This window comes from Clostridium thermosuccinogenes, from assembly GCF_002896855.1.
GTDB lineage: Bacteria > Bacillota > Clostridia > Acetivibrionales > DSM-5807 > Pseudoclostridium > Pseudoclostridium thermosuccinogenes.
This window is the reverse complement of the sequence record NZ_CP021850.1, coordinates 1,023,623-1,035,845: the sequence shown is the minus strand read 5'-3', so window position 1 is coordinate 1,035,845 and position 12,223 is coordinate 1,023,623. Positions and strand designations below refer to the sequence as shown.

At 44.6% G+C, this 12,223-nt stretch carries 9 protein-coding genes; 1 reads left to right on the top strand and 8 read right to left on the bottom strand.

The genetic code is table 11. From position 1 onward, the window contains the following. Window positions 1–27: 27 nt before the first annotated feature. The 6 genes from CDO33_RS04580 to CDO33_RS04555 all read right to left on the bottom strand — a co-directional run bounded on the left by CDO33_RS04580 (window position 28) and on the right by CDO33_RS04555 (window position 6,624). Window positions 28–375 (bottom strand): hypothetical protein, encoded by a 348-nt coding sequence (locus CDO33_RS04580; protein WP_103079886.1) that lies wholly within the window; start codon window positions 373–375, stop codon window positions 28–30. 125 nt (window positions 376–500) lie between these two features. Beyond that, window positions 501–1,829, bottom strand: a complete 1,329-nt coding sequence (locus CDO33_RS04575; RefSeq protein WP_103079887.1) for a pyrimidine-nucleoside phosphorylase — start codon at window positions 1,827–1,829, stop codon at window positions 501–503. Window positions 1,830–2,018: 189 nt separating this feature from the next. Continuing rightward, window positions 2,019–3,332, bottom strand: a complete 1,314-nt coding sequence (locus CDO33_RS04570; RefSeq protein ID WP_103079888.1) for an amidohydrolase — start codon at window positions 3,330–3,332, stop codon at window positions 2,019–2,021. A gap of 120 nt (window positions 3,333–3,452) precedes the next feature. Continuing rightward, window positions 3,453–4,238 carry a methyltransferase domain-containing protein gene (locus tag CDO33_RS04565; protein ID WP_103079889.1) on the bottom strand — a complete coding sequence of 262 codons (786 nt, stop codon included), beginning with the start codon at window positions 4,236–4,238 and terminating at the stop codon, window positions 3,453–3,455. Between the two features lie 42 nt (window positions 4,239–4,280). Then, window positions 4,281–5,528: an adenosylhomocysteinase gene (locus tag CDO33_RS04560; RefSeq protein ID WP_103079890.1), complete on the bottom strand. Its 1,248-nt coding sequence runs from the start codon at window positions 5,526–5,528 to the stop codon at window positions 4,281–4,283. A 259-nt stretch (window positions 5,529–5,787) separates the two neighbouring features. Next, entirely contained in the window at window positions 5,788–6,624 is an 837-nt protein-coding gene (locus CDO33_RS04555; RefSeq protein WP_479690667.1) for a purine-nucleoside phosphorylase, read from the bottom strand. A gap of 467 nt (window positions 6,625–7,091) precedes the next feature. Between CDO33_RS04555 and CDO33_RS04550 the strand changes: the two genes are divergently transcribed. After that, window positions 7,092–8,816 carry an MSCRAMM family protein gene (locus tag CDO33_RS04550; protein WP_103079891.1) on the top strand — a complete coding sequence of 575 codons (1,725 nt, stop codon included), beginning with the start codon at window positions 7,092–7,094 and terminating at the stop codon, window positions 8,814–8,816. Between the two features lie 261 nt (window positions 8,817–9,077). Here the strand turns inward: CDO33_RS04550 and CDO33_RS04545 are convergent, their stop codons facing one another. Then, window positions 9,078–10,097: a TadE/TadG family type IV pilus assembly protein gene (locus CDO33_RS04545; RefSeq protein ID WP_103079892.1), complete on the bottom strand. Its 1,020-nt coding sequence runs from the start codon at window positions 10,095–10,097 to the stop codon at window positions 9,078–9,080. 10 nt (window positions 10,098–10,107) lie between these two features. Then, on the bottom strand, window positions 10,108–12,216 hold the full coding sequence (locus tag CDO33_RS04540; protein ID WP_103079893.1) for a TadE/TadG family type IV pilus assembly protein: 2,109 nt from the start codon (window positions 12,214–12,216) through the stop codon (window positions 10,108–10,110). Between the last annotated feature and the right edge of the window lie 7 nt (window positions 12,217–12,223).

The following is a 12,223-nucleotide window of genomic DNA, read 5'->3' as shown; positions in this document are numbered from 1 at the left end:
ATTCTATAAACAACCTCATAGGGGCTTTTATGCATCCGCCTTTCTTCTGTGAGCTTTGGTCTCCCTATCCTCTACGTCTTCCGATAGGGGGAAGTTCTTCCTTTGCCCTTCCTGCTTCTTCGGATAGCTGTTCTCAACCCCAGAACCTTCTGTAGCCATGGAGCTATCCTTTGTAGATGTGTCATCCTTCATCAAAAGTTTTTCTATATCCAACCTGTTCTTAGCCTGTATCTCTTCCGTCCTGATTGCTGTCTGGGCCCTTATTTGTTCAATTTTCAACTTCATTTCCGTTATTTTAACCACAGTCACAATACTGACCGGTATTAAAGCGAGAATTCCCACAATAATAATTCCGGTTAAGTTGCCATCAATCATTCTACTCCCCCCAGCTGCTTACTTAACTAAATACATTTTACCCCATATATTTTCTCAGAAAATGCCAGACTTTTCAAGAGATATGCTTACAAAACAACGAAAATCTCTGCCGGTATAACCGAAGCTCACTGCCATCTCTCAATTTTGTCAGAAGTTACAACCCCATAAACCAGAGGCTTTCTTTCAGGCTTTTCACTGGTGATGCTCACTGCTCCATGAAATATGTCCAATGCTTCTGCCAAGCGGCCCTCTTCATTTACATAAAATTCTGCAATTGTGTCCCCTTTATTTACATAATCCCCAAGCTGTTTATTCATGACGATTCCCACCGCAGGATCAATACTGTCTTCCTTTGTTGTTCTGCCCGCGCCCAGAAGCTGTGCGCTTATGCCTATTTCCTGCGTTTTTATCGTGCTGATGTAACCTTCCCGGTCTGCCTTAAAGGGTATTATTTTTCGAGGCTGAGGTAAAAGGGAGGTATCTTCAACAATCCTTTCATCTCCACCCTGGGCTCTTATCATCTCTTTTAACTTCCTCGCTCCCTGCCCGCTGATAAGAGCATTTTCCGCAAGCCTGCGGGCCTCGTCCACAGTGCCGCACTTTCCGGCTGTATATAGCATATATGCCGCCAGCAATACAGATACATCCCGAAGCCTACCGGTCACTCTCCCCTTGAGCACATCCACAGCTTCCCTAACCTCCAGTGCGTTGCCTACAGCCAATCCCAGAGGCTGGTTCATATCGGTGACAATAGCTGTTGTTTTGCGTCCAACGCTGTTCCCTATATCCACCATCTCTTTTGCCAGCATAAAAGCATCGTCAATATTCTGCATGAAGGCACCGCTTCCCGCCTTTACATCGAGGACTATTGCATCAGCTCCCGCAGCGATTTTTTTGCTCATTATGCTGCTGGCGATCAGGGGCATGCTTTCAACGGTGGCAGTGACATCCCTCAGGGCATAGAGCAGCTTATCCGCCGGCACCAGGTTTTGAGTCTGGCTCATGACGGCCAGCCCGATCCTGTTGACAATGCTTGTGAAATGGTCTATGGACAAATTTACATTGAAGCCGGGGATGGCCTCCAGCTTATCAATGGTTCCTCCGGTATGCCCCAGTCCTCTTCCCGACATTTTAACCACAGGCACACCACAGGCAGCAACAAGGGGTGCTGTTATAAGGGTTGTGGTGTCCCCCACACCTCCGGTGCTGTGCTTGTCAACCTTTATGCCCGGAATGGCTGAAAGGTCCACCATATCGCCGGAATTCGCCATCGATATCGTCAAATCCGCCGTTTCCCTTTTATTCAAGCCTTTAATATAGATCGCCATGAGCAGCGCCGACACCTGATAATCAGGGATGCTGCCGGAAACATAACCCTTTATGAAAAAATCTATTTCTTCTTTTGTCAGCTCTCTGCCATCGCGTTTTTTTGCAATGATATCATACATTCTCATGGGACCCACTTCCTCCCAGCTCCGGATTATTGACTCTACATTCCTGTTTTTAGGCCATCACCGCCGATATTCTCCTGCCAAGACATGACATAAAGTACATCTTAAAGCATCGGATAAACCTGCCTTCCCCATGAAGCCTGCTCCAATAAGAATTAATCTACCATTCCGGTATCCTCAAACCCCTGAAGCTTACCGTAAACCGCTTAGCCTGGCGGCGATTTCCTTCACCTTGTATTTCACCTTTTCCTCATCTATTGTCAGCAGCTTCCTGTTTTCCATCACAACCTCACCGTTAATGATAACCGTATCCACATCGGAGCCTTGTGCCGAATACACAACTGCCGATATGGGATTATTCACCGGGCACAGATGAGGCTTATCGATATCCAGCAGAATGATGTCAGCTTTCATACCCTCGTCTATATAACCGGTATCGTCGCCAAATCCCAGAGCCGAAGCTCCATTTGCGGTAGCCATTTTCAGTACCTGCTTTGCATTCATAAGCGTGGGGTTACACTGGACCCCTTTATGAAGAAGAGCTGCCAGGTGCATCTCCTCAAACATGTTAAGATTGTTATTGCTGGCGGCTCCGTCGGTGCCAAGACAGACATTGATTCCCCTATCCAGCATATCAGGCACTCTTGCAATTCCGCTGCCCAGCTTCAGATTGCTGCCGGGATTGTGCACCGCATTGACATTTCTGCTTTTTAATATTTCCATGTCACTGTCGCTAAGGTGCACACAATGAGCAGCTATGACCGGCACATCAAAGATGCCGAACTCCAGACATGCTTCTGCAGGATTCATGCCGTACATCCTAATGCTGTTATTGCGCTCCGCCTCAGTTTCCAGCACATGAATGTGTATTCCGGCGTTTAGCTTTTTTGCAAGCTCCGCAGCTTCCCTAAGTGACATTTCATCATACAGGTATACGGAATGTATTTCCACACAGGTTTTTATTCTTCCATTGCCTTGATTATTCCATGTCTTGAAATATTCCATGCAGCCTTCGGAATCAACGCTTATACCAGGCTTTCCCCTGAGATTGGATACCAGGGGCCCTTTTGAAATATTCGCCCTGATTCCCGATTCCAACACGGCACGGGCCACTTCATCCATATGAAGATACATATCGGCAAAGCAAGTTGTTCCCGACTTTATCATCTCGGCTATAGCCAGCATGGTACCCCAATAAATGTCCTCTGGGCCAAGCTTTGCCTCCAGGGGAATTATCCTGTTAAAAAGCCACTCTTCCAGAGCGAGGTCATCAGCAAAATTCCTCAACAGAGTCATGGAACTATGGGTATGAGCATTGACCAAACCCGGCATTGCCAGCCGGTTTTTACCGTCTATAACTTTATCCGGGTTAAAACCTGGAGGAGTATTCCCCCCGGCGTTCACAAAGAGGATGGTATCCCCCTGTATTCCGATATTTCCGTTTCTGATTATATTTTGCTCCGATCCGGATATAATAACATCTACGTTTTTTATCAATATGTTCATAGGATTGCCTTTCCTCCGGCATTCTTTATTTTACTGCATAATGCATATACTGTACAAACCCGGTTAAGAAACAGGTTAAGAAGGAGCAGGTGGAATCAGGTTGAAACAGTGTACAGCAAATCATTTGTTTGCGATCATTATAAATATCCCTATATTTCTGGCGTCCTGAACCATCTGGGTTTTAATCCCTTTAAACCCGGCAGCCATGAACCATTTTTTCATCTCGTTTTTATTAAAACCCATCCATACATCATGCATCTTCTCTTTGAGCTCCCTGTCGGAATGTTCCACATAGTCCGATACCACAGCTATTCCACCGGGCTTTACGATTCTGTACATCTCCCTTATTTGAACCTCAGGATCCTCCATATGATGCAGGAACATGTTGGCACATACCGCATCAACGCTAGAATCCTCCACCGGAACATCCTCGGCCTGGGTCTGGAGAGTCTCCACATTCGTTATCCCGCTTTTTTCAGCTTTTTTTCTGAGCTCTTTCAGCATTTCTCCGGATATATCCACAGCTATAACCTTTTTTACCAGCTTTGAAATGCCCCTTGCTATATATCCGTCTCCGCAGCCGAGATCCATAACAATCATATCTTTATTAAATATGTTCATTTCTATGAGCTTATTCTTAATGGATTCGCCATAGTAACTCCTGCTCAGTTCCTCCCATTTGGGGGCAACCTCATCAAAAAAATCTTTGGCGTCCACCTCACTGAGAGAGTAAGACTGCGAATCTCCGGAAGAAAGCCAGTCAATCAAAGCTTTCCTGCTGAATCTCCATTCCCGCCCGATCTTTCTGGCCGGAACCTTTTCCTCTTTAAGGAGCTTGATAAATGTCTTTACACTCACTCCGAAAAGTTCGGCCGCTTCCTCCATTGTAAGTATTTCCTTATCCAACCATCCCACTCCAAGCCGCACGTATTTTATAAATATGGTTCTTTACACCGCCCAGCTTTCCAGATACTTTTTCTGGTCGTCGGTAAGCTTATCTATCTCAATTCCCCAGGACTTGAGCTTCATCTCGGCAACGCGGTTGTCAATGTCCGCAGGCACATCCACCACTTTGTTTCCCATCTTGCTGTAATTATTCAGCATATATTGCGCACTCAAAGCCTGCAGAGCAAAGCTCATATCCATTATCTCGGCAGGATGTCCATCCCCTGCGGCGAGGTTTACAAGCCTTCCTTCCGCCAACAGGTTAAGCCATCTTCCGTCGCTCATCCTGTAGCCTGTTATATTTTGCCTCTGTACTTTTTTCTCTACAGCCAGGGCTTCCATTTCCGGAATGCATATTTCCACATCGAAGTGTCCGGCATTGCACATTATAGCTCCGTCCTTCATCACTTTAAAGTGTTCCTCGCTAATCACCCTTTTGCATCCGGTTACAGTGATGAATATATCGCCCACCTTAGCCGCATCATTCATCTTCATGACTTTAAAGCCATCCATGACTGCTTCGGCTGCTTTCACCGGATCTACTTCACAGACGATCACGCTGGCACCAAGCCCTTTGGCTCTCATAGCCACTCCTTTGCCGCACCATCCATATCCGATGACTACCACATTTTTTCCTGCAACAATCAGGTTTGTAGTTCTGTTGATGCCGTCCCAGACGGATTGTCCTGTGCCATAACGGTTGTCAAAAAGGTATTTGCAGTAAGCATTGTTTACCGCTATCATCGGGAACATAAGAGAACCTTCTCTTTCCATGGCTTTGAGCCTGATAACGCCCGTAGTCGTTTCTTCGCAGCCACCCATTATATGAGGAAGCAGTTCTCTTCTTTTCGTATGCAGCATATGAACCAGATCTCCGCCGTCATCTATTATTATATTGGGCTTGTATCCCAAAGCCATATTCAGGTGCTCCATATACTCTTCACTGGTTGCATTGTGCCATGCATATACATCAAGTCCGTCGGCTGCAAGAGCTGCTGCCACGTCATCCTGAGTCGAAAGGGGGTTGCTTCCTGTAACCGACACCTCACCTCCGCCGGCAGCGATCACCTTTGCCAGATAAGCGGTTTTAGCTTCCAGATGGACTGATATTGTCACCCTCACGCCTTTAAAAGGCTGAGTTTTACTGAACTCATCTTCCAAACTTCTCAACAGCGGCATGTTCTTTCTTACCCACTCAATCTTCTGCCTTCCTGATTCTGCCAGGTTTATGTCGCGAATAACACTCTTCATAGTACAATCCTCCAAGCATTTGATTCTTTTTGATGCCTTTTCCCGCATCCAATACGTTTTTTAATATAAATATAAAATCCATTATTATATAAAATATCTAAAATTTATTTTCGTTATAAAAATCAATATTCGCTCAAATTTGCCTTGTTATATTAAATTTGCTTCAATAAAAGCTCCAGAGAGGGCTCCAGAAAGCAACATCTAAAGTCACAGCCATATTAACAAAAATGGCGGAAGGTCAATCAGTGATAATCAAGCCTCATACATTCCAATTGCTTATAAGCTTGTTTACCAGGGAAACAAACCTGGCCTCCACCTTTTTTGCTGTTTCCATAACTTCCTCATGGGACAGGGGCTGCTCCAAAATGCCGGCTGCCATATTGGTTATGCATGAAATACCCAGGACTTTCATTCCGGCATGCCTGGCTGCAATAACCTCCGGAACGGTGGACATGCCTACGGCATCGGCTCCCAGTATTCTCAAAGCCCTTATTTCCGCCGGGGTTTCATACATGGGCCCCTGGGTAAAAGCGTAAACCCCCTTCTGCAGCTTGATGCCCAGTTCACCGGCTGTTTTTTCTGCCATGGCGATCAGCTCTTTGTTGTATGCCTCGCTCATATCGGGGAACCTAACCCCAAATTCATCCACATTCTTACCCCTCAAGGGCGATGGAGCAAAAAAGCTGATGTGATCGGTTATGAGCATAAGATCCCCCGGACTGAAATCCCTGTTTACACCCCCTGCTGCGTTGGTGACCAGAATATGGCTTATGCCTAAAAGCTTAAACACCCTGATATGAAAAACAACCTGAGATATGTCGTAACCCTCATAAAAATGGAAACGGCCTTTCATGACAAGAACCGGCTTCCCTCCGATCTCTCCGGCAATGAGCTTTCCGGCATGCCCTTCAACTGTGGGTATGGGGAAATTAGGGATATCTCCGTAGTCAATCTCAATTTGCTCTTTAACTTCATTAACCAACGGTCCTAGACCCGACCCTAAAACAATTCCTATCTGAGGCTTGGTAGTCAACCGTTTCTGTATATATTCCGCGCTTTCCGCCGCTTTTCTATAAAGATCATCCATTGCTGCCATATCCTCCTAATAAATATATAGTATTATATCATGAAAGAAAAGCAATTCATGATACAAGGCTTTCCATGCGCCTATTAAAAAGAAAACTGCACGGACATTAATTCATATAACAACCGGTCAATATTTTTATCGCTGCAGTTATTATACCATTATAATCTAATATTTGAAATACCATGCTTTTTTATGAGCATTGAAATTCCAGGGAAAAGTTTCCTGAATATGAGCTTTACTAAATATAAGATTTCATCCCGGTGACAAAAGCCATTGGCTTTCGGTTAAGCTCTTTGTTAACCCCATCCATTTCATTATATCCATGCTTGCAGTCGGAACGTCCAGGGATGTCCCCGGAGCTCCCGTCAATATTTCAGATAAATATATTCCATAATTTACTCATAAATCCGCAGAAAATCTAATGGTATAATTTATTTATAGCCGTAAAACATAGATTGCACAGGGAGGGAACATATATGAAGCCACATGCTTTATCGGATTTCATCAGAAAAACTTCATACCTTCTTGCAGCTGTCCTGGCAGGTCTTTGCCTGTTTTTAACCATATTTATATTCAGCATTAACCGTACGGTTTTGAATATGGAGTTTCACAGGTATCTGTTTGAAAAAAACGACATTTACGGCCATGTATATGAAGTCATAAATGCTTCGATGCCTGGCTTTCTTAAGGACTTGGAAAAGAGCTTGCCGGATGATGTCAAACAGCAGGTGGATCTTGCCGGCATGTTAGAAAGCTCCGTTACTTCCGATATGGTAAAAACCAACCTGGACTCGCTTAGGGATGGTTTATTCCAGTATTTTAGCGGCCAAAGCATGTTTCTTCCCGAGATATATTTTGAAATAAACCCCAGCCTATACACTGAAAACCGGGTGCAAACTAATAATCAATTGGATATGGCAGTGCAAGCATTTTCCAAAATAGACAGGATCAATCTGAGCGCTGTCCTGCTTTATTTAAATAGAAACGATATTTCAGATTTATTTTTGTTCATAAAATTCATCTATTATGTATTTAATACCGCTCCGGGCATTTTGTTGCTCATAGCATTGCTGCTGTTTTTTATCAGTTTGATATTGTCCCGGAAACCCGCAGATATCAGCCGTTGGGCATCCATCCTTTCCGCTTCCTGTGGTATTGCAGGTTTCTTATCGGGAAGCGGGTTGATTCTGTATATATACATTTTTATGAAGGGAGCGGCATACCCTCTTACCGCTTCTCTTCCTCTGGAAGGTGAAGTGATCGTGTCATACATTCGGGAATGCATGCTTCCTTCCTCCGTATTTACCTTGGCTTCCGGGCTTATTTTTTGCATTATATCGATCGTCCTGCATTATGCTCCCTCAGTTTTACCATCGGTATTCTCCGGAAAAAGCAAGATGCCGCAAAAAGTAGTCGTCTTGAATAATAATGTGCTGCAAACCCTGAAACTAACGGCTTATGTATTCCTATGCCTGCTTATTGTTTCATTCATAAGCCTGAAGCTTCAATCCTTCAAAAGGGACTATGAAGCCAACAATTTTGCCTCTGCCGTTGAAAAAATGAAAAATTCCAACAAAATCACCCAGGTTATATCTGCCAAGGATGAAGCCATATATACGGTCAACATAAAGCTAATAGACAAGGAAACGGAAGAACCGGTTCCAGGCATTATGGTTGACATAAATGGAGAATCTGCTTCCTCCGGTAAAAAGTATGATCTGACCTCAATAACGGATGAAACCGGCACAGCCAGATTCACGGTCGACAAGGGAAATTTCAAGGCAAGCTTCGTTAGTACGGATTTTCCAAGGGAATATCAGATGCCTTCGCCCTTCTTTTTCGAAATGAAAACGGCAGGCACAACCATAATCACAATAAGACTGGAGCGGCAACCTGTACTTGTTCAGGATGGCATGGGAATCATAGAGATAGAAGTGCTGGACAAGGATAACAAGCCCTTGGAAGGTCTCGAGCTCACTTTGGGGGAGGTTGTCCTGGGCCTGGAGAATGACACCCGGTATAATGTCTTCTCTTATACAAATTCGGAAGGCATTGCCGTATTCAAGGTTGCTCCGGGGACATACAGCGCATCCTTTACCGAGCCAGGACTAATCAAAAGCTACGTCACTCCCTCTCCTTTTGAAGTAACCGCAGCACAAGGCTCAATAGCCAGATACACAATAAGGCTGGCAGAACCATAATAGCATAGTCAAAAACTTAGTCGGTTCGCCTAAAGTTTTTATGACCGACGCCATAACCGGTCTGCTTCCGGTGTCAAGCAGCTCTGATAAATCAAATATTTTATTGGTTTGAAGAGCCTGCTAAAAGAGCTTACCAGCCTTCAGACCATATCAGTCCCGGCGGTTATGCCTTCATGTATTGGCGATCGATCTTGGAACATGGAGTTTTGATATCCCATCGTTTTACTTGTATCAGACAACCCGTGAATTCTTCGGGTTGCCTTATTTCTTTTTCCATACATATTCAGCTGTTTTCAATATGCATACCTTGCAGGGTGAATAGCCCTTTTGAACAGCATATTCACGGCTTATCGGTTTTCTACTTTTCTTAAGATATTCGCAGCCATCCGCATGATATTTTTTGCCATAATTGGTGACATACACAATGTCATCTCCGCTGTCTCCATTGTCCTTGCTGCCATCTTCGGAATCTTTACCTTTTTCATCATCTTCACCGCTGCTCCAGGCTTCATATACTCCGCTGCTTCCATGGAGCCATGCTCTTTCCACCGCCACATGCCTTGTGACAATCCCTTTTTCCGGGAAAAAAGGTATGGGAACTTTGATACTGTATTCTACTGCTATTACAATATTGTCCGGATCAGGGACTAAACCCCATTCCTCATATATCCTCCGGTTTGCTTCATTCCTGCTTTTCAACTCATATTCCACTATTCCCTGGGGAAGTTCAATCATTTTCAGTTCTATTTTCCCGGCATCAACCATTCCTTCCTGCAGGAATTTTTCCATAAGATGTGTTACCACTGCATATTTTACTTTTGTTTTGAGGCTGAAATAATCCCCGGAATACCTGCTGCTCAGGTAACTTCTCAGCCCGTCTTTGTAATCCTCTTTGATCCTCTCTATTACGTTATTTACAAGCTCTTTGACATCCTTGGCTGTAAACTCCCCGGTTATCAGCTTGGCAAAGATATCCTCCTCATCTATGCCGCTTTTGACGTATTCGCCTATTTTTTTTAATTCCTCTTCAATTGAAGGCATCTGGAACTCAATGCCTTCCTGCAGCAAATCATCCTCTAAATCATTTAAAAAGGTTATGGGATAGCAGGACGCTGCCAATTGCTTGGCCGTTTCGTTAACTGCATGGTCGAGGGTTATGTTGATGCATGCGATTTTTACAAAGAAAGCCAGAAGCAGAAAAAAACTCAGAAAAACCGGGAATGCAATAGCAGCTTCGATTGTTACGGAGCCTCTTCTTTTGTTCTGTGGCAAACAGTTCATATTTCCCACCTCAATACCCTATATGGGTTTCCTTTTCAATTACATAGCTGCCACCCTCAAAATTCTTAAACCCCATGCGGTCAAGATTGAAAACCGGCAGAAACCAAAGGTTTATTTTCACTTTAACCTTGCCGTGAAGCATGGTGCTGTAATTCTTAAGGGCAAAGCCGTCATCCAGCTCTTTTATATTTATCTGCATGAGCTGCCTCATATTGTTTAACCTGTTTATTTCACCCTTTTCCGTCGAGGAGGATAGAAGCAGGCAGATTCTCAAATGGTCGGCATAGTTTAGCTTGATGCCATTCTTCACCGACGGGCATATGCCGATTTCCTTGCCCTGACAAAGATCCATCATATCCTTGCAGGAAAGCAAAAAACCTTCCGTCAGCGCATTAATAAGGCGTGTTACGGGTTCGGGCACCGGGCTGGTGGCAAAGGTATCTATTGTATTTATGGCAAACCTTATGGTCCATATGGTTCCCACCGTTTTTGTTACATTCCGGGACCAGTTGACGTCACCCCAAAGTATGTACTCCACTTCCCCATTTTCAAAGAAATGCTTTCTCTCTGCCTTTGAAGAAAGATAGGAATATCTGTCCATTATGTACTCAGTTATATATATTTTTTCAAGAGCGCTTTCTCCTACATCCGTCAAGGCATTCACCAGCTGACTCATTATGCCCAGCACATTCATATTTTCAGCTTCGGCTTCATTCTCCTCTAAAATTCCATCCCGGCCTTCCAAACCGTTCACCAGCTCCTTCTGTTCGTATGCATCACTGCCGCCTTCAAGATATCTGGCATCTATCATCCTTTCTTGGTCCATATCCGCCCGATATAAGCCTATATCCTCTACCAGCTTTTTGATCAGGCCTTTTGCAGATTTCTCCAGTTCCGAATTGAGTTCTTTCCTTGGGGTGTCAGTATCTTCTTCCGGAAGCAGCCTCATTTCGGCCAGCTGAAAATTGCTCTGCATGTCCCTTATCCGGGAGTTCAAGCCTTCAATCTGTCCTTCCAGGCTTTCCAATCTATTATTTAGCTCCGCCAGTTCCTTTTCTGCTTTATCAGCTTGATCCTCTCCTGACCGGCTTTCTTTGTGCCCTTGGCTTTTGCTTCCTCCCTTGCCTTCCTCGCTGCCATCTTCCGACTCTTTGTCACCACCGTTTCCCCTGCTGCTATCTACAATCCTTTGAAGCTCCTGTATTTTATCCCTCAAAACTGCAGCTTCCGTATTTAATCCGGCCAGTTCAGCCTGCATTTTCTCCACTTGGTCGATTATATTGTCCAGATTGCTTATATTGGCCGCTATTTGATCTTTCAGAGCGCTGCTCGCTTCCTTGAGCCCATCAAAAGATGTCCGAGCCGTAGATATTTGCATCCCGTTGACATCGGAATTGCTGCTGTTGACCGCCAAGGCAACCGCATCCGATTTTTCCTTTTCCTCCTCATAAGCCTGCAAGCTTCCTGCAATGCCGTCGTTTAGCTCCATGGCTTCCTGCAGTTTTTGCCGTATACCCAAAAAAGCTTCCAAATCATGTCCTGTAAACTCCTTTGCTTCTGAAATCAGCTTGTTCACAGAATCCCTTTGCTTTTTGACGGCTTTCCATTTAGAGCGTACTTCCTTTTCGCTCTTGGCAAAGCTCAGCTTGCCTGACAATCCGGAGGCCTTGAACTTGCTGACTATATTCTGGATAGAGGCAATGGGTGCTTTATATTTCATATGCTGGAGTATCTGATTTCTGAAATCGTATCCCCGAAGAAGGCTTCCTGAGCCTACCAAAGATGTTTCTCCGCTTTCCTGGCATATTTCATAACGGATAAACCTGAAGCGCGGATTCCTTTCCGATAAATTTTGCTTAAGGTAATATAAGAAGTCCTCCTCTGCTGTATTTGCACCGGACATGGTATCAACGCCAAATATTCCGTAGTCTCCGACCATATCGGCGCTGTAGTCTGCAAGAACCGACCTTGCCGCCGCATTTAGCGCATTCTCAACCTTGCGTTCGGCAACCATGATTCTGGAGGCATCAATTATCACTCCCGCCAGCAGAAGCAGCGCTATAAAGATTATGCACAGATATACTGAAATTGCCCCCCTGCAGTCTTTAATCAACCTCACATTTTCA

What these genes read in the sequence shown, in the direction of transcription:
- CDO33_RS04545 (WP_103079892.1), bottom strand. Translation starts at nt 10,097, where the DNA reads ATGAACTGTTTGCCACAGAACAAAAGAAGAGGCTCCGTAACAATCGAA.
- CDO33_RS04555 (WP_479690667.1), bottom strand. Translation starts at nt 6,624, where the DNA reads ATGGCAGCAATGGATGATCTTTATAGAAAAGCGGCGGAAAGCGCGGAA.
- CDO33_RS04560 (WP_103079890.1), bottom strand. Translation starts at nt 5,528, where the DNA reads ATGAAGAGTGTTATTCGCGACATAAACCTGGCAGAATCAGGAAGGCAG.
- CDO33_RS04575 (WP_103079887.1), bottom strand. Translation starts at nt 1,829, where the DNA reads ATGAGAATGTATGATATCATTGCAAAAAAACGCGATGGCAGAGAGCTG.
- CDO33_RS04570 (WP_103079888.1), bottom strand. Translation starts at nt 3,332, where the DNA reads ATGAACATATTGATAAAAAACGTAGATGTTATTATATCCGGATCGGAG.
- CDO33_RS04580 (WP_103079886.1), bottom strand. Translation starts at nt 375, where the DNA reads ATGATTGATGGCAACTTAACCGGAATTATTATTGTGGGAATTCTCGCT.
- CDO33_RS04550 (WP_103079891.1), top strand. Translation starts at nt 7,092, where the DNA reads ATGAAGCCACATGCTTTATCGGATTTCATCAGAAAAACTTCATACCTT.